This window comes from Candidatus Nanosynbacter sp. HMT-352, from assembly GCF_022819385.1.
GTDB lineage: Bacteria > Patescibacteriota > Saccharimonadia > Saccharimonadales > Saccharimonadaceae > Nanosynbacter.
Genome location: NZ_CP089290.1, coordinates 127926 through 146041, shown reverse-complemented (window position 1 = coordinate 146041; position 18116 = coordinate 127926). Strand labels below are relative to the sequence as shown.

Here is an 18116-nt window from a genome sequence, read left to right as displayed (position 1 = left end):
ACAGTTATACTAATAAAGACTTTGTCAATGAGCCTATTATAAAAGTGGAGGAAATTATGGCCCGAAAGCAAGATGATACATTACTAACAGAACAGGAATTGGCTGCGGCGTTTATTGACGATGATAACGACGATCTGCTACCTGGTTTTAACGACGACAATAGTAGAAGCAACAGTACACCAGCGACACGATCCGATGACAACTGGGAAGATGAAGCTGATGATGCAATGGGTCAATTAGCTGTTGACGTTTTTGAGACAGAAAATAACCTGATTATTAAAGCTCGTACTGCCGGCGTAGACCGAAACGACCTAGACGTAAGCATTTCTGACGGTATCTTAACAATTAGCGGTACACTGTCTAGCGGTGACGAAGCAGATGTTCGCCAATGGCACATCCAAGAGTGCTACTGGGGCGAATTCAGTCGTACATTAGCATTGCCAACCGCTGTAAATGAAGAAGGCGTTAAGGCAGAATTAAAAGATGGTGTTTTGACAATTACTTTTGAAAAGATAAAGCAAGAAAAAGCAAAGAAGATTCAAGTTCTGTAAAAAATCATTTCACAGAAAATACCGTCACAAGTTGGCGGTATTTTTTTAGCCACAAAAAAAGAACCTCGTCAGCGAGGCTCTTTTTTACCGGTAGGGTAGATTAACCCTTAAACTTATCGATAACCATATTGACGATTGCATATGCCAAAATAGCGATCACCAAACCGACAATTGCGTACAAAACTGTGTTCTTAGCCGCCTGAACCTTATTACTATCACCAGCTGAAGTAGTGTAGCGGATACCACCCCAGATAAGCATAATAACACTCAATGCACCAACGGCAAACAAGAATATATTTACAAATTGCTTAACCAAAGTTTGAGGATCTGAAGCGGTTTCACTCACACCTTCTCCTCTTGCACTGCTTACACCATTAGTTAAGGTAAAATCACTTTCAGCGCTTGCAGCTGGAGCTACAGCCAAAGCAACAGTTGGTACTACCAGTAGTCCCGCCAAGATTAATTTTAATTTATTCATTGTTATTTTCTCCTTGTTTAATGATATTACTATTATACATTTTTATCTGTTATTTGCAAAACTAATTAGTCTTTACCTCAATTCCGAATTGTCTCAAAATCATCTTAACTATAACCCATGCAAGAACAGCCACAATTAGACCAACTATCGAATAAGTGAGAGCAGTTTGAGCAGACTTCGTTTTTGCGGCATCTCCAGCTGAGGTGATATAGCGAAATCCGCTAAAGATAATCATAGCAACAGATAAAATACCCACAGCCCACAGTAGAAAATTAATCAATATACTTATTAATCCACCTTCACCTGCAATGCTTTTATTTTCCATATCCGCCGTAGTAGCAGTTTTTATACCTTTTTTTACGACGCTATTAGCAGCTTGCGCGGAAACATTTGTGGAAAGAGAAGCTACTGATATGGCTGAAAATCCAAACACCGAACAAGCTACAATTAATGCCGATAATATCATTTTTTTCATTTTTACTCCTTACTATGATTACTAGATTCATCATGCTTAACAGGCTTATTAAACCCGTCAAACACAAAATTGACAATCGCCGAAGCGAATACAGAAACTATTAAGCCAACGACAGCATATAAAATAGTACTCCTGGCTTTTGCAGCCTTCTGAGCATCACCACTGGAAAGTGCAAATAAAATACCACCAATGACTATCATAATAATCGAAATAGCACCGACAGCCATAAGTAGAACTTCAACAATAGTTTTTATAATGCCGTTCACCTGACCTTCACCTTTATCTTTATCTTTATTTTGGCAATAGACAGAGTTTTGATTTTCCTCTGAGCAAATATTAATACCGTTAGCCGCAGACACTGCTGGAGTGAACACTCCAAGAAGCCCAATCATTAGTATTCCAGCCGTCAGGATTTTTGTAAAAATCTTCATCTTAAACCTTTCCTATAATATAACCTGTTATAGCAATCGCGTTAGCAATAATTACCAAACCGATGACTGCATATAGAATAGTATTCTTTGCGCTAGCCGTCTTAGCTGGATCGCCGGCAGATAGGGAATAATTTATCCCAGCAATAATAACAATTATAACAGCTATGACACCAGCCACCCAAAATGCCAAATTAACAAACCTCATAATATCTACATCATTATTCTGCGGCACACCAAGACTATCAGCACTCCCCAACAATCCAGCAAAAAATTCCATATATCTCATTTTATACTCCTATATTTGATGATATAAAGTTAACCAACGCAACAGAAGCTAAGGCGATAACCAAGCCAATCGCGGCACTCATAATAGTCTTTCGCCCGTGCGCAGCCTTATCTGGAGCCCCGTTACTGGTCATCATCAAGAAACCACCGTATATAATATATCCAACGGTCGTATAACCAATAAGTTGCAGCAAATCATCAACGATATTAAGCGCGATTTTCCAGATAAATTTTGCCTGTGAATCAGCGTCTGAACCAATATCTTTAATAGAACAGTCACCTTTCGTCAATCCATAATACCACGGCTTTAATGTTAAAATTTTACCTTTTTCATCACATTCATTACCTTTACTTTCAGCAAAAGAAGTATCCGGGAAAGTCATACTCACCCCAAACGACCCTATAATCATTAAAGACATTGCTATTATAATCTTCTTCATTAATCGAAAACCCCTCCTGGAATAATAAAGTTAGTAATTGCCACCATAAACGCAAACATTATTATCCCAATAACAGTATTCGTCCAGACTTCACGTGCTTTTTTTATCTTATCTGGACTACCCTCAGAAGTGGTATATAAGAATGCGCCATATATAACAGCACCAACTGCCGCAACCAAAACTCCAGCGGTTAAGATTTTAATAACTTGTTTAATTATGTTGATAATTGCCGTGCTACCTTCGCCTTCACAAGAAATAACAGAGGTTTCCGCGCCACCGCAACTGGCGGCCAAAGCTATTCTGGGTATAAAAACGCTCCCTGCGATTACTGTTGCGATAAATATACTGACTACAATATTTCTTTTTGTCATAAAATTTTCTCTTATACCTAAATTGTAAAATAGTCAAGCGAAAAAAGCAAACATTTTCCTTGAAAAGACAGAAGTAATCTGATAATATAAGGGATATTGATATGCGCTCGTAGTGAAGTTGGCCTATCACGCCTCCCTGTCACGGAGGAGATCGCCGGTTCGAATCCGGTCGAGCGCGCCACAGATAATTCACCCCTTGATAGGGTGTTTTTTTATGGAAAATATACCATTTTTATTGCATTTCTGTACAATTTATGTTATGATATCGCCAATTAGACTGGAAGGTCTAAGGAGTTTTTATAATAAAATACCTGACAATGTCAGAGAAAGGACCCCAAGCGTTATGGTTCAAAATGGTGAACGACTTAACCCAAGCGGTTCAAAAGAAACAAACCCTCTACTAAGAAAAGCTATCGCTACGCTCACTATTGCTGCTACCAGCATATTACCAATGTCAGCCTGCGGCGAGACTCACAGCGAGCCAACTCCAGATACAACAACATCTACAGCGCAGGAAACGCAGAATCCAACATCAACTTTAAGCCCAACTCCATCTCCTGAAGCCAGCACAACTAAGGCTGAGAAAGACATACCTCAAGAAATAATCGACAAATATAAAGACGTAAATCTATCTGACATCAGAGGTCTTTTAGAAAAAGAAAAAAGTGGTGAAGAAGTTAGCTATAGTGAATGGCGAGCTACTTTCACTAAATTCGTAAACGAAAACTTAATACCAGAAGACAATCGAATATCTGCAGATAAATACGAAGCTGTATACACTAACAGAGATAATCTAGTCGAAGATCTAAGTCCTGTCATCGAAAATAATGTTATAGGTATATTCGCTCTTGGAAGTATACGTCAAGACTCTATTGAACACGGTTATCCTTTCTCTAAAGAAGAAATGAAAATCATAGACAAGGGTGTATTAAATACAATTACAGCCGCTCAAGCTAAGTTCTCCTTAGGTTCTATAACTAAGTATGATAAGAATGAGCATTTTCCTAATATATTCAGGATAAAATATATAACCAATATTAGGGCAGAGGCCATTTTTGAGAGCACGGGTAAAAACTATAAAGGTGAAGAGACCCCATATACCTATTACACGTCTGACCCTTATGAAAAAGGGACCCAGAACCATTGTGACGTTAAACAATCTATCGCAAGATGCATGGAAACCGAAGCTGGCGTAGATCTTGGACCAAATAAATCTCCGTCTGGAACCGGTTCTATATATGGAGCTGCTACTATAGAAATAGCTAAAGTATATAAAATATCCTATGAAAATACTGACGGCAAGCAACGATCTGTACCTTTTGTAGTTAGAACGTTTGTTAACGGCGACACAGATCCAAATAACTTAAATGTCCCCGGAACTCAGGAGGTTTGTAGTAGTTTACATAGCGTAGATTTCACTGACGTCGGCAAAGAAATGTATATGACACCCGTAATAGCTGGTTTTGATATATTGACCGACTCTGATATAGACTTTCCATTCCTGGAAGAAAATGGTGTTAAAGTAGCACCTAGATCCATTCCCGAGGTTGCTGAAGCTATTGAAAATAGAAATAAGTAGATTTTTTAATCTATTCCTTGCATAAACACCTTCATATGTGATTAAATGAAGGTGTTTATGTTTATTGGGAAACAAGCAATTAAAAGGGTGGGGTGGCTTAAGAAGTCTATTATACTTTTATGCATATTTACTCTTTTTATACTACCTATAGCAAATATTTTATCAGCCCATCCCGCGTTAGCTTCAAAAGACCCGAGCAGGTTCAGTAATCTAAAAGAGAATGAACAATACAAGTTCTTCATGTACGCCTCTGCTATGGCAAAATGCTTCACCCTTCCTCTAGCGGTGCATACTGACGTTGATGACCAGCTGTTGAATGATAATGTAGTATTCTCGACGTGGGGGGATTATATTTCTGTTTATGCTTATATAGGTACATATCCGGAAGTAAAGGGGTTTAATAAGGGTGGAATAAAATGTAACAGTACAGAATTTCAGCAAGAGGCTTTTAATACATTTGGAATTTCACCAAATGAGTTACTGTGTTATATGGGCTACTCAAAGAACGGTTTAAAAGGAAATAATGATAGTAATGCAAAACATGAAGAATGTGTTGCTTTAGGATTAACTAACGATTTCACCTATAGTGGTATGCCTAAGAATGGCAAAGAGAATTTCTTAAATGCTCTTAAGACATTAACTGGATACGATCACACTAAAGCAGAAGAAGATGCTTACATAAAATATAGAAAATATTCAGACTGGATTAAGGGTTGTGTGGATGGTGAAGCAACCAGTAAGTCTGACAACACATGGAAGGTTTCTGTCGTTAACATAGCCGCTAAAAAGGTTGATAGGATATACAAGCCAAAAGGCAAAACTGAGTACATGTATGACGGAGGATATAACAAATATAATACGCCTGATTTTCCTTCATGCAAATCAATTGAAAGTGAACTGGCAATTGCGGCTAAAAAATATTTAATTATTCTAAAAATAAATGCAGTAGATACTGCCTGCGCAGGACTGGCTGATGAAAAGCTTAAAGCCTGCAAAGACGGCGCAAACCATAAGAGTGATACCGCACACTGTGGAAAAACCTATGATGGTGACGAAGAAAAAATAAACGCCTGTAAACAAGGTCAGTCTGCCAAAATTGAAGCCCCAGAAGAAGAGGAAGGCGGCGAACCAAAAAACTCCTGCGGTATTGATGGCGGTTTAGGCTGGCTAATCTGCCCCGTAATGACATTCGTAGCTAACATTAATGACGCAGCCTACGGTGCTATTTCTGGATTTTTAGATATAAAACCAGCAATACTTGGTGACAACAGCAATACTTCCGGAGCAAAGCAAGGTTGGGATTTTTTCCGCAATATAGCCAACGCCATATTCGCCGTAATATTCTTATGGATTATATTTTCTCAAATCTCTAATGTTGGCGTTAGTAATTATGGAATTAAGAAAATCCTGCCTCGCTTAATAATAGGGGCTTTACTAGTTAATTTATCTTATTATCTTTGTCAGATTTTTGTAGACTTATCTAATATATTAGGGCATACATTAAAGGACGCCTTAGAAGCTGGAGCGGGAGGAATAGGTACTGAATCTGAAGCTGCAGGATGGGGTAGTGCCATCGCTGCCACCATAGTGGGTGTTGGCGGAGTAGCTGCATTTGCCGCCTTAGCTATTGGAATCCCCACTCTTGCTGCTGGATTCTTGGCGATTATGACAGTATTTATTATTCTAGTAGTTAGGCAAGCAGGTATCATACTATTAATATCCATGTCTCCTATAGCCTTCGCGGCGTGGCTACTGCCAAATACAGAAGACTTATTTAAAAAATGGATGAAAATGTTCCGGGGACTGCTATTAGTATTTCCTATAATATCTTTGTTGTACGGCGCGGGAAAATTAGCTGGTGCAGTGTTAGCATCAAGTGCGACAGTTGATCCGAATAATCCAGACGAGACTCTGCAGCTAGTTGCTTTAGCAGCCACTACTATGCCGCTCATTGCCACACCTTTCGTATTGCAAAACTCCTTAAGTTCACTGGGTAGTATCGGGGCAAAGATAGGGAAAATGAGCGCCGGTGCCCATAGTAGATTTGCCGGAAACATAAAAGGTACAGCAAAAGGACGTGTTGACAATTCTGTTATTGGCGATACGAAAAGAAAATATTCAGACTTCATAAATAGAAAACGCGCAAGCATGCGAGCAGGTGATTTTCGCACAAAGATAGACAATGGTAAGGTTGGTCGATTTATGGGTTGGGATAAAGGTGGAGCACGCGCCCGCGCAACTGTAGCTAAGGCGTTCGAAAGCGACGTTGAAGACGCATCCACAATGTTGCAAGGTATGACATCGGACGATATAGCCAAGATAGCCAACGGCACAGACACAAAAGCCTCAAAAGCTATGCGCGCAGCTGCCATTGATCATACTATGGCTAATGGTAGTTTTGAAGAACGTATGGAGGTGCTGAGTAGCCTAAAAGGTGTAGATACTTCTATAAAACAACGAGCGATTAAAGGTTCATTTGCAAAGGGAGATAATAATATCATAGGAAACAAATTCGGGAATGATATCCTCGAAGATAAAGTTGGAAATATGACTGATCTAAAGAATATGGCTATAGATAACGCTGCAGGTGGCAATTTACAAGCAGAACATCTTGTGCAAAATGCAGCGGGTACTGAATGGTTAGTTGACGCATCTATGAAGGCGGAGGATAAAAAAACCAACAAAAATGCCACAAGTGCCATATCGAATATTAAAAGTATGGCCCTTAAGGCTAGATTGAACCCAAATACTGCAAAGAATATAAACGGAAAATTGGATAGCACATTCCGTAAAGTTGGCTCTTGACCCCTACTCTTGACTTTTTCCATCAAAAATGCTAATATAACCTCAGATGGAGTGGTTAATTTCCCGTAAGCAGCTTCTTAACAAGTGGCTGCAGTGGTTCGTATTGCTGATAGCAGGGATGCTGGTGGGCATTTTTCTTAATACCTTAACACACTCGACTTCTGTTCATGCTGTAGATGCAGAATGGAGCGGTCATAATTTAACCTACAACAAAGAAAAATACACGAAGGTAAGTGATGATAAAAAGATCAAACAATTTAACCTACCTGATAATTCGCTTGTTTATGTTAATGAAGACAAGAATAAAAAAGAAACCAAGGTTATTTATTTCCCATCAAGCGAAATATCTTCACTAAGTTCCGCAACCTACGCGGTTTATTCATTTACGCCACCGAACACTTATGAGCAAACCAGCACCTCAACTATTTCAATTGAATCGCCATCTGAAAATTCAACCAGCACTTCCTGTGATGTACAGGGAATAGGTTGGATTATCTGTCCAGTTTCCAACTGGCTGGCTGATGGCATTGATTTTATGTACAGCGCACTTCAGGAGTTCTTAAAAACCAAGCCATTAGAAACAACCAACCAAAACAGTGGAATTTATCTGGCGTGGGTCATTATGCGCAACATCAGCAACGTGGCGTTTATTGTGGCGTTTTTGGTGATTATCTACTCACAATTAACCTCCGTAGGAATTAGCAATTACGGCGTTAAAAAAATGCTCCCTAGGTTAGTAATTGCGGCGGTGCTGGTTAACTTATCATTCACGTTTTGTGCTGTATTGCTGGATTTATCAAACGTAACTGGCTACGCCTTCCAGGACGCTTTCATGGGGATTAAAAATACCATATCCACTGTAGGAGAAAATACGGGCGTAGGTTGGACATGGTCGGAAGTTATTATGATGATATTGTCCAACGGGGCTTTAGCTGGCGGGGTAGTCGCAACAGTAGCCATGGGCGCAGAATTGCTACCGTTGGCGCTATCAGCATTAGTGGGAATAGGTCTAGTACTTCTCTTAGTGCTTCTAATTATGGCAGCGCGCCAAGCTTTAATTGTAATCTTAATCATCATTTCACCTTTAGCATTTGTTTGTTATTTACTTCCTGGTACAGAAAAATGGTTTAAGAAATGGCGAGACTTATTCTTCACGATGTTAGTATTCTTCCCGGCATTCGCTGTAATATTCGGTGGAGCACAATTGGCAGGAATAATAATTATCCAAAACGCTACAGGAGCAAATGGTGGAATAATGCAGATTTTAGGTATGGTAGTTCAGGTTATACCATTAGCCTTAACACCTATAATTCTGAAACTTAGCGGCGGAGTATTAGGCAAATTTGCTGGGTTTGTTAATGATAAAAACAAGGGCTTATACGACAGGACTAAGAACTGGTCTAAAGATCGCCGCGAAACTATTAAAAACAAGAAACTGGCTAATGCCAATATGGCGCGATTCAACCCAAATCGTTTACGCCGTTGGGCAGATCATAACAGTAGATTGCGTAAAAAGGATCTGGAAACTTCACAGAAAAATGCCGAGAATTCATTTAGAAATACAGCCAGGTATAAGAAGTCAGACTTGTATGCCAGGCAGGCTTCCAGACGCTCAGATTTCTTATCTGCACAAGATGATAATCGCTATACCGAAGCTACGCTGGGTCACGCACCAGATGATATATACGAAAAAAGATCTCTATACGATCGTGCTAGGAGAAATATGTCGGCTACCTATGCAACTCGACAAGATTTGAAAGCTCATCAGCAGCAAACTGCATTCATGAATGACATTAAAGACCTAGAAACCGAAATTGCAACTGCAGGTCTGATTAAAAATAACGCTCAACGTCAACAGCATAGTGAATTTGCAGAGCAATTGATAAACAGCAAGGAACTTCGAGAGAAAGCCGGCGGTCACGTATTCAAAGATGCAAATGGCAATTTGATTGGTGCAAATGCGGCCTTAGCTTCAGCCATAGCAACCAGCCGTAGCGAGTATGCTAAGTCAATCGATGAGGCTCGTCAAATCATAAAGCACTACAAATTGGATGCAAAACAGAGGCAGGGATTAGCCCTGGACAAGGTATCTATAAGCCTTCCTGGTGGAGTTAATTTATCTGGAGATAGTATATTCGTACGTGAAGCCGCAATTGAGGAGCAGATTAAATACGGTACCGCAACAGAAGTCGCCGAGCTTCTTAGCGAATTGCCGCCAGAATTCTATTCTTCTGCAGCTTCAGCGCTAGCAGAATCTGGTGTAAGGAATAAGGCGTCCTTTATGGGAGGTAAGCTCATTGATGATATGCTGAAGGGTGATATTAATAACAGGGGAGATCTAATGAACTACTTTGCTGAATGGTTGCAGGGTGGTAAATATAAACCTGAAACTTTAGCGTCTACGGATGCCGATGCCGTTAAGTTGTTGATAGAAGCTGTAAATACTACATCTGTTATTACTGATAAGAAACGTCAAGATCTTAAGAAAGTTATCAACACAATCCTTACCGATAAGAGGTTATCAGCTAATGCAACTGATGCAACCAAAGAGCAATTTGAAATTTTCCGCAATATGCTATAATCTCCATATTTTGATATAATATAAGCAGTATGTCGGTGTATAAAGTTCCTCAAGATGTCGAGGCGGAGGACAAACTGCTCGGGCCGTTTAGTTTCCGACAGTTTGTATTCTTAATTATAGCTGTTATCGGAATCGCTATTGCATACGGTTTGAGTACAATTTTACTACCTTTGGCAATAATTCCTGTGCCGATAATTTTATTCTTTGGAGCGCTAGCTTTACCGCTTAAAAAAGATCAACCGATGGAAGTTTATTTGGCAGCAGTCATTTCTTTTATGCTAAAACCAAAAAAGCGTCTATGGCAGCCTGATGGAATTGAAAGATTAGTCGAAGTTATCGCGCCAAAAGTCGAGGAGAAGACTTACGGTAATAATTACGATCAAGCCGAAGTCCAGCGAAGATTATCATATTTGGCGAATCTGGTGGATAGTCAAGGTTGGTCAATTCGTGGCGTCAATGATCCTAACAGTTCAATGCGTGCCGATTTGTTTAACGAAGGACAGGCAGCTAACGACATATTGGATGAAAATAGTGCTACGGCGCAAAATATCAATCACTTAATAAATCAGTCCGATGTTCGTAGGCGACAAGAAGTTATCCAAAAGATGCAAACAGGGCAATCTGCTACGCCGCCTCCCGCGCAAACACCCCAATCATCTCAACCAGATAATCCTACTCCAGCCACACCACTACAAATGAATCCGTACCCAACGATGCGTCAATCTGTATTAAATCCAGCGTCCGAACGGCCTGCCGCGAGCGCTCCAGCTCAAACTCAACCGACAACCACGCCGCAAACTAGCGTAAACGAGGTGCCACCTGCTATAATAGAACTGGCAAATAACCGCGACCTCTCGATTGAAACGATTGCGCGTGAGGCAAATCGAATTCAGCAAGAAAATAAATTATCAGATGAGGAAGTGGTGATTTCACTACGTTAGGTGGGGTTTATGCAACCAGAGTTACAAAATCAACAATCTTATCAGCAGGGTCCGCAAACCAATGCGGCTCTTCCTAATGTCCCTCAGCAATCACCAGGGGCAATTGGTTCAGGACCAAATCCAACTGCGCCGTCTCCAGACAAAACCCCTGAGAATAAGAAACAAAAAGGACCAATTAGCACCCAGAATACGCTGCTTTTCTCTGAAATGCGCGAAAATATGATCATTATGAGCGACGGTAGTTTTCGGGCGGTAGTGGAATGTGAATCAATCAACTTTGACCTGATGAGTTCACGCGAAAGAGAGGGAATTGAGTTTAGCTATCAAAACTTCATTAACTCTCTATATTTCCCAATTCAAGTTCTTATCCGTTCACGCCGCGTGGACATTGGCCCATATCTGGACAGATTGGCTGAGATTCGCCGCAATCAAGACAATATGCTTCTCAATGTCCTAATGGACGATTATATGGATTTCATTGATATTCTGGCACAAGAGGCAAACATTATGGATAAAAGTTTTTATGTTGTCGTTCCATATTATCCAGCTGGCGAGGAAAATGCCTTCAAGCAGCAAACTAAGGGATTATTCAATAGCTTCTTCAGTGGAAAAAAAGAGGCAACCGTAACAAAAATTGACCAAGTCACCTATACTAAAGCCAAAGATGAAATTAAGAACCGTATTGATTTGGTTATGAATGGTCTATTCCAAATGGGCGTAAAAAGCTGGCAATTAAATACCAGGCAATTGGGTGAGCTGTTCTACACCTCATATAATCCAGACACTTCATCGCGTGAATCATTGGCGGCAATTGATCCAAGTGAACTTACAACAACTTACGTAACTAAGGGTACAGGTCAACCGCCATCAGGAGGTATAAAATAATGGCAAAGAAGAAATTAGATGCTGTTGATATTGCCGCTCAGCAACGAGCACGAGAGCAAGCCGAAGTCGAACAAGCCTTCTTAACTGGTGTTAGAACTTTGCGTGATTTTATTGCGCCAAGTAGTATTGAGCTTCATTCTGACCATTTCAGACTTGGCTCAAAATATGGCCGCACAATGTATGTTTATGGCTATCCTCGTCAAATCTACACCGGCTGGCTTAGCTCAATCATTAACATCGATGAAGTGCTGGATATTAGTATGTTTATTTATCCAGTCGATACGCAAATTGTCCTAAATAACCTGCGCAAAAAAGTTACTCAGCTGGAAGCAACCATGAATATAAACATGGAAAAGGGAAAGGTGCGCGACCCAGGCTTGGAAGCGGCTTTGCAAGACGCTGAAGAATTGCGCGATCAATTGCAGATTGGCGCCGAAAAGTTCTTCCGCTATGGCTTATATATCACGCTTTACGCCGACAGCTTGGACGAACTAAACTTCATCCAGCATAAAATTGAAACTATTTTTGGTCAGCAATTGGTGTTCTCAAAAGTGGCTTCCAGCCAGCAGGAACAGGGATTGAATAGCTCTATTCCACAATTGACCGATGAACTACAGATTCGCCGCAACATGAATACTGGCGCAATTTCAACCAGCTTCCCATTCACTTCAGCCGATTTGACGGACAATAAAGGTGTGCTTTACGGAATTAATATGCATAATAATGGTTTGGTGATTTTTGACAGGTTCTCTCTGGAAAACGCCAATATGGTCGTGTTCGCTAAGTCTGGTGCTGGTAAATCATTTACCGTTAAGTTAGAAGCTTTAAGAAGTATGATGGTTGGGGCTGATATTGTGATTATCGACCCAGAAAACGAGTACCAAAAACTGTGCGACGCAGTTGGTGGCAGTTATATTCGATTGAGTTTAAGTAGCGACACGAGGATCAATCCGTTTGATTTGCCGCGTGTTATTGACACTGATGAAGCAGATGACGCGCTGCGCGCTAACTTAGTTACGCTACACGGACTGCTCAGGCAAATGCTGGGCGGCGCAGGAGTAGGAGCTGGCGGGCAAGTCGTAGCAGGATTATCGCCAGCAGAAGAAGCTGATATTGATCAAGCATTAATCGACACTTACGCACGCGTTGGCATTACTTCAGACCCGTTGACACATAATTCCACGCCGCCAACAATTTCCGACCTATACGACACTTTGCTTCATATGGGCGGAACTGGTCCAAGTCTGGCTCAGCGACTCCGCAAATTTACCTCTGGAACATTTGCGGGAATATTCTCACAACAGAGTAACATTGATATTAATAATAATATGGTCGTCTTTAATATTCGCGACTTGGAAGATGAACTGCGACCAACGGCGATGTATATTGTTCTGAACCACATCTGGAATATTACGCGCACCGACCAGAGAAAGCGTATGTTGATTGTTGACGAGGCTTGGCAATTGATGAAATATGACGATTCTGCCAACTTCTTATTCTCATTAGCCAAGCGCGCCCGCAAATATCAATTAGGACTAACGACAATCACGCAGGACGTGGAAGACTTCGTCGGAAGTAAAATGGGACGAGCAATCGTTTCCAACTCCTCAATGCAACTACTTTTGAAGCAGTCTGCCAGCGCCGTTGACGTTTTAGCGCAAGTGTTTAAATTGACAGATGAAGAGCAGAAACGACTAGCTAATTTCCCGGTTGGACAAGGTTTATTCTTTGCTGGACAAAATCACGTTCACATCCAGATTCAGGCTAGCGATACCGAATATAATTTGATCAATACAAATCCCGTATCACAACAAATAAAACCGTCAGATTCACCAATCGGCGGCTACGGAGCTGTGTAGAAAAATAGCGAGAAAATATGGCACGAGTTGATTACACGACGGATTCCGAAACTGACAGCAGATTAAATCCTGCTGAGCAGGCTAAGTTTGATCAAATCTCGGCTGGCTACGACAGTGGATCAGAGTTAAGTGATCGCGAAAAAGATGCCATAAATGACCTTGAATCTCAGTTTGATAATAAAGATTCGGATTTGAATCCTAATCAAAACGATTCCGCCAGCGCTGCTGTTAATAACCAAGAGTCTTCTGTTCCAGACAACGGTTTTTATCAGCCATCTGCGGGAAAAAAGAAAAGTCCAGTGACATTCAAGTCTTTACTGAAAAAACGCGGACCAATTGCAGCTATTGCCGGAATATTAGGACTGGGCGGTGGAATTATGGGAATATTTCTTAGCCCAGCGACAATGTTACAAAATATTATGGAGAATTTCACCTGGAAAAATGACTCCGCTACAATTGTTAAAGAATCTCGCGTGAAAAAAGTCATGAATAGAATGATTGGAGCAAGTGATGACGCAGGAATCTGTAAAAACAAAAAGATACGCTGTAAAACAGGGCGGCTCTCTAATAGAGCTCTCAATAAATTTAAGAAATCTGGTCTAACTCCGGTTGACGCCAATGGCAATGAAATGAAACTAAAGAGAACTGGTTACCCAGAAAAAAATCCAACCCATTGGAAGATAGAAGGAATAAACGGCGGAAAGCCCATTGAAGCCTCAAAATTAAAGGACGAATTACTAAAGAAAGAGAATCGTAAAATTGCCAGTAAGGTCTATGGCAGAACCGGTCTGCTGAAAATGCGTTTCCGTGCCTGGACAGGAAAGCATATGAGTAAGCTCTATAATAAGTTCAGCCTTAAAAGAAATAGTGCAATGTCAAAAATCGATAAAAAACTTAAAATAACAGAGAGGATAAAAAAATTCCGAGAGGGGATGCCAAAATTTAATAACAGCACAGCCGTCAATAACGTCAAGACCGGAATTAATAAGATGGGAGGTAAATTAAAAAAAGGAGCGCTAGCCTACACCATTGCTGCTGGTTATTGCTTAGCTGTAAAAATTCCAAATATTATCGCAGCAGGAGTTACCGCAGTTCAGCTAGCCCCTCTGCTCGGATTGGTTATGGATGTAGTACTATCTCCTGGATCGCAGGCTAAAGCTTCTGGACTAGATAGTCAACCTGCCGCAGCATTATTAGGTCAGAAGGCTTCAGCTGCCGAATCTACAGGCAGTGAGTTCTCTCAAGAAACGATGGAAACTATAGGCGACATGCTTACTCAAAGGGGCAAAATGAAAGATTCTGAAAACACCGAAGGATCAGCTCTGGATTCTCCATTTCTCCTTGCAGCAATGGGTGTCAATAATGACAAGCCAGGAATTGCTAAAAATTATGTGCCAGGGTATTCAATAGTTACAAATCCTATAATTCGCAAAATCAATGACCTTAAAGGCGCCACTCAGGGAGCATGTGATTTCATACTTAGCCCAGTTACAATGTACACTTTTATGGCCATAGAGGGTGCAGCTACCGCCGCCGCCGGTGGATGGCCTAAATTGGTAACTTGGGTAGGAAGCCAAACTCTCGGTGCAATAGTTACAAAGGTAGCAGAGGTAGCAGTAGGCGACCAAGTTAAAACAATTCTTGAAGAACTAGCAAAGAAATTTCTTGTACCAAATAATGCTCAATATAAGGATTTAGGTGATGCACTTGGTGTTGGAGCGGCAGCGTTCTTTGCAAGCGGATCTATGGGGCAGATGTTACCAGGGCTTAAAATGAGTCAATTGGCAGAATTCAATGGAATCCAAATAGCCAACGAAGAATTCCAAAAAGAGATGGATATTGCTTCATTAAGCCCATTTGATACATCCAGTAGATATACATTCTTAGGTAGCATATTCCATAATATGGGTAATATGATGATAGCTAATGGAACTTATAGTAAAACTCCAGTAGCAATGCTGTCTAATATTCTCAGGCTACCTTCTATAGCGCTGTCTTATTCATCCACTGCAAAAGCAGCAAGCGGTATGTATTCTGACAAATACTGTGGATACGCAAAGGACTTTTACATGGGGAGTGGGTCACCAGACGATCCAGCTGTAAATCTGGCAGGACTACCATGTACAGGTATAACTAAAAGCCAGGATAATATGTCGGTAGAGGAAGCTATACAGATTGCCGAAGATGAAGGATGGATACAAAAAGATATGGATATTTCAGATGGCGCAGATATATCCGATCTCATGACTAATGGATATATAGTTAAAGATACGCCTCTTTATGACTTCATTGAAGATTGTAGTGACGCGAGTAGCGGAAATTACTGGTTTAATAGTGGCGGGTGCGTAGCACCGACAAATTCAAAACAAGCGGCGACAACTACTACAAGTGCTACTTATAAAGACGCAGAAGGTAAAGATGTTACTAACGAATCTTTCGGAGCTGAAAATTCCGCTAAGCAATACGACGACAGAAAGCTTTCCGCTATGTCAGTATTACTAATTGACTTCCAAATCGCACAGTCGATAAATGGCGAAGACGAAGAAGACACTCCTTCAACCACAGCTAAAGCTCCAGACAATGGCGAGGCAGTTGGCGAGCCGCAATTAGAAGAAGCACAACAAGACGGATGGGGAGGCCATAGCAACGGCGAAATTCCAGACTCAGAATTACAAGCTCTATCTTTCTCGTCAGGCAATAAAATGAATAAGAAAGCTGCAGCGGCTATGGAAGAAATGAATAAAGCGTACAAAGCAGATAACAGGTCAGACTTAACAATTAATGAGGCGTATCGAGATTGCGCAACACAGATTAGATATAGTAAAGAACTAGGATCAAGAGCGGCTCCAGCCCCTCCATGTATATCAAACCACGGTTGGGGTCTTGCTGCGGACATTAATGTTGGAGGTTTTGATTCTCCCGCATATAAATGGCTCGAGGCGAACGCACATAAATACGGCTACGTTAATCCGCCTTGGGCAAAGCCTGGCGGTAGTAAGCCTGAACCGTGGCACTGGGAGTATGCAAGGAAGATTTAAAATGAGTCATAATATTAGATACAAGGTAAACTATTTCACGCGCAAGAAATTATCTATTCTCATATATTTCATTGCATCCGTCTCTATTGCGACACAGCCAATAGCAATAGCTACAGGATATCCAGACTCATATGTTACAAATGATATTCTCTGGTATAAAAGTGGAGAGGCAGATTGTGCTAATGCTGCAGTTTCCGTGTCGGCTGAATTATCTAAAAACATTCCGTCAGACTGGGGAAAAATTTTTTCCGCAGCAGCAGAAAAGCACGGCGTTAATCCTAACTTCCTGGCAGCATTATACTTAACAGAACAGGGAAACACTTGGAAACCACTAAACTCTCAATGGGCATCTTCACCGGTTGGCGCTAGTGGTCCTATGCAATTTATGCCGGGAACGTGGAGTGGTCACGCCGAAGACGGAGACGGGGATGGTAAGGCTGACATTATGAACCCTTATGATGCTGTTTTTTCTGCCGCACACCTAGTTAAGTCTCTGAGTACTGATAAAAATACTCCATTAGGCGACATTGGTAGTCCATGGAAGCGGGAACCTATGACAATTCTATATGCAGCGGGTGCTTACAACTGGGGCGGAGGTAATATTCAAAACCACACGTCCGACTCCAGTCCTTTAACTGACGCTCCAACGGAAACTCAAAACTATCTTAAAAATATCTACGAACTATTTAACAGCGACTTCACAAAATCAGGTCACCCAAACTACAAAGATCCGGCACCTTCAGGGGAAGGTGGTAGTGAAAACAGCTCCGCAAGTGCGTCAAATTGCGCAAATAGTGGCGGCGTACATGCCGGAAGTATAGTAGAAACAGCAAAAGGGCTGATAAATAAAGACAATCCAGGTACATCCTCGCAGGCATATGAAGACGCTCGTGCCAAATATAACCCTGAAGCCGGTGGCGATATGACAGACTGTGGAAAATATGTCGCTACCGTTATGCGCGCCAGTGGAGCTGACCCAGACTACCCACCAGCAGGCACCAGCATCCAGAGAAATTATGTGATGAATTCACCAAAATATACCATCATAAATACTAAATCTCCTAGCGACCTTCAGCCTGGTGATATATTAGTCCATAGTGGTGCAGGATCATACGGGCACACAATGATATATATCGGAGATCAAGGAGATGGTAACGTTGCGGTAGAAGCATCACTTGGAGATCATCCGCCTAGGTATGCTAATATTGGTCGCGTTCAAACGCAGCTAGGATATTCAACTAATGTAGTAGCGAGGTTAAATAAATAATTATGTTCAATATTTTTATACAATTAGATCGCAAAGTCAAAATAGCTATCGTCTCATTCGTAGGGTTATCCATCTCACTTATAATCTACGCGGTTTATCTACTGCAATTCGATGCCACGATATATGTATA

15 protein-coding genes and 1 tRNA gene are annotated in these 18116 nt (G+C 41.1%); 10 read left to right on the top strand and 6 right to left on the bottom strand.

Annotation, left to right across the window (positions count from 1 at the left end):
* Positions 1-56: 56 nt before the first annotated feature.
* Positions 57-551 (top strand): Hsp20/alpha crystallin family protein, encoded by a 495-nt coding sequence (locus LRM44_RS00735; protein WP_243804135.1) that lies wholly within the window; start codon positions 57-59, stop codon positions 549-551.
* A 100-nt stretch (positions 552-651) separates the two neighbouring features.
* Here LRM44_RS00735 and LRM44_RS00730 read toward each other — a convergent pair whose 3' ends face one another.
* The 6 genes from LRM44_RS00730 to LRM44_RS00705 all read right to left on the bottom strand — a co-directional run bounded on the left by LRM44_RS00730 (position 652) and on the right by LRM44_RS00705 (position 3031).
* On the bottom strand, positions 652-1029 hold the full coding sequence (locus LRM44_RS00730; RefSeq protein ID WP_243804133.1) for a pilin: 378 nt from the start codon (positions 1027-1029) through the stop codon (positions 652-654).
* A 61-nt stretch (positions 1030-1090) separates the two neighbouring features.
* A complete protein-coding gene (locus tag LRM44_RS00725) occupies positions 1091-1504 on the bottom strand; it encodes a hypothetical protein (protein WP_243804131.1) in 414 nt (137 codons plus the stop codon).
* A gap of 2 nt (positions 1505-1506) precedes the next feature.
* Positions 1507-1935: a pilin gene (locus LRM44_RS00720; protein ID WP_243804130.1), complete on the bottom strand. Its 429-nt coding sequence runs from the start codon at positions 1933-1935 to the stop codon at positions 1507-1509.
* 1 nt (position 1936) lies between these two features.
* Positions 1937-2212, bottom strand: coding sequence for a hypothetical protein (locus tag LRM44_RS00715; RefSeq protein ID WP_243804127.1), 276 nt, complete (start codon positions 2210-2212; stop codon positions 1937-1939).
* A 10-nt stretch (positions 2213-2222) separates the two neighbouring features.
* The gene (locus LRM44_RS00710; RefSeq protein WP_243804125.1) at positions 2223-2660 is read right to left on the bottom strand and encodes a pilin; all 438 of its coding nucleotides are present in this window, start codon (positions 2658-2660) and stop codon (positions 2223-2225) included.
* Positions 2660-3031 (bottom strand): hypothetical protein, encoded by a 372-nt coding sequence (locus LRM44_RS00705; RefSeq protein ID WP_243804122.1) that lies wholly within the window; start codon positions 3029-3031, stop codon positions 2660-2662. The genes LRM44_RS00710 and LRM44_RS00705 overlap by 1 nt, the downstream gene beginning before the upstream one ends.
* 103 nt (positions 3032-3134) lie before the next feature.
* Between LRM44_RS00705 and LRM44_RS00700 the strand changes: the two genes are divergently transcribed.
* From LRM44_RS00700 to LRM44_RS00660, 9 genes are all read left to right on the top strand, one after another.
* Positions 3135-3212, top strand: a tRNA-Asp gene (locus tag LRM44_RS00700).
* 33 nt (positions 3213-3245) lie between these two features.
* A complete protein-coding gene (locus tag LRM44_RS00695) occupies positions 3246-4610 on the top strand; it encodes a superantigen-like protein SSL4 (RefSeq protein ID WP_243804120.1) in 1365 nt (454 codons plus the stop codon).
* 45 nt (positions 4611-4655) lie between these two features.
* Positions 4656-7415 (top strand): TrbL/VirB6 family protein, encoded by a 2760-nt coding sequence (locus LRM44_RS00690; protein ID WP_243804117.1) that lies wholly within the window; start codon positions 4656-4658, stop codon positions 7413-7415.
* Positions 7416-7461: 46 nt separating this feature from the next.
* A complete protein-coding gene (locus LRM44_RS00685; RefSeq protein ID WP_243804115.1) occupies positions 7462-9996 on the top strand; it encodes a TrbL/VirB6 family protein in 2535 nt (844 codons plus the stop codon).
* Between the two features lie 29 nt (positions 9997-10025).
* Positions 10026-10937, top strand: a complete 912-nt coding sequence (locus tag LRM44_RS00680; protein ID WP_243804112.1) for a PrgI family protein — start codon at positions 10026-10028, stop codon at positions 10935-10937.
* Positions 10938-10946: 9 nt separating this feature from the next.
* On the top strand, positions 10947-11822 hold the full coding sequence (locus LRM44_RS00675; RefSeq protein WP_243804110.1) for a TraC-like domain-containing protein: 876 nt from the start codon (positions 10947-10949) through the stop codon (positions 11820-11822).
* Positions 11822-13681 carry a VirB4-like conjugal transfer ATPase, CD1110 family gene (locus tag LRM44_RS00670; protein ID WP_129631974.1) on the top strand — a complete coding sequence of 620 codons (1860 nt, stop codon included), beginning with the start codon at positions 11822-11824 and terminating at the stop codon, positions 13679-13681. Before LRM44_RS00675 ends, LRM44_RS00670 begins: the two co-directional genes overlap by 1 nt.
* Before the next feature lie 17 nt (positions 13682-13698).
* Positions 13699-16719 carry a M15 family metallopeptidase gene (locus LRM44_RS00665; protein ID WP_243804108.1) on the top strand — a complete coding sequence of 1007 codons (3021 nt, stop codon included), beginning with the start codon at positions 13699-13701 and terminating at the stop codon, positions 16717-16719.
* Between the two features lies 1 nt (position 16720).
* The gene (locus tag LRM44_RS00660; protein ID WP_243804106.1) at positions 16721-17986 is read left to right on the top strand and encodes a lytic murein transglycosylase; all 1266 of its coding nucleotides are present in this window, start codon (positions 16721-16723) and stop codon (positions 17984-17986) included.
* Positions 17987-18116 lie beyond the last annotated feature (130 nt).

What these genes read in the sequence shown, in the direction of transcription:
- LRM44_RS00735 (WP_243804135.1), top strand. Translation starts at nt 57, where the DNA reads ATGGCCCGAAAGCAAGATGATACATTACTAACAGAACAGGAATTGGCT.
- LRM44_RS00730 (WP_243804133.1), bottom strand. Translation starts at nt 1,029, where the DNA reads ATGAATAAATTAAAATTAATCTTGGCGGGACTACTGGTAGTACCAACT.
- LRM44_RS00725 (WP_243804131.1), bottom strand. Translation starts at nt 1,504, where the DNA reads ATGAAAAAAATGATATTATCGGCATTAATTGTAGCTTGTTCGGTGTTT.
- LRM44_RS00720 (WP_243804130.1), bottom strand. Translation starts at nt 1,935, where the DNA reads ATGAAGATTTTTACAAAAATCCTGACGGCTGGAATACTAATGATTGGG.
- LRM44_RS00715 (WP_243804127.1), bottom strand. Translation starts at nt 2,212, where the DNA reads ATGGAATTTTTTGCTGGATTGTTGGGGAGTGCTGATAGTCTTGGTGTG.
- LRM44_RS00710 (WP_243804125.1), bottom strand. Translation starts at nt 2,660, where the DNA reads ATGAAGAAGATTATAATAGCAATGTCTTTAATGATTATAGGGTCGTTT.
- LRM44_RS00705 (WP_243804122.1), bottom strand. Translation starts at nt 3,031, where the DNA reads ATGACAAAAAGAAATATTGTAGTCAGTATATTTATCGCAACAGTAATC.
- LRM44_RS00695 (WP_243804120.1), top strand. Translation starts at nt 3,246, where the DNA reads ATGGAAAATATACCATTTTTATTGCATTTCTGTACAATTTATGTTATG.
- LRM44_RS00690 (WP_243804117.1), top strand. Translation starts at nt 4,656, where the DNA reads ATGAAGGTGTTTATGTTTATTGGGAAACAAGCAATTAAAAGGGTGGGG.
- LRM44_RS00685 (WP_243804115.1), top strand. Translation starts at nt 7,462, where the DNA reads ATGGAGTGGTTAATTTCCCGTAAGCAGCTTCTTAACAAGTGGCTGCAG.
- LRM44_RS00680 (WP_243804112.1), top strand. Translation starts at nt 10,026, where the DNA reads ATGTCGGTGTATAAAGTTCCTCAAGATGTCGAGGCGGAGGACAAACTG.
- LRM44_RS00675 (WP_243804110.1), top strand. Translation starts at nt 10,947, where the DNA reads ATGCAACCAGAGTTACAAAATCAACAATCTTATCAGCAGGGTCCGCAA.
- LRM44_RS00670 (WP_129631974.1), top strand. Translation starts at nt 11,822, where the DNA reads ATGGCAAAGAAGAAATTAGATGCTGTTGATATTGCCGCTCAGCAACGA.
- LRM44_RS00665 (WP_243804108.1), top strand. Translation starts at nt 13,699, where the DNA reads ATGGCACGAGTTGATTACACGACGGATTCCGAAACTGACAGCAGATTA.
- LRM44_RS00660 (WP_243804106.1), top strand. Translation starts at nt 16,721, where the DNA reads ATGAGTCATAATATTAGATACAAGGTAAACTATTTCACGCGCAAGAAA.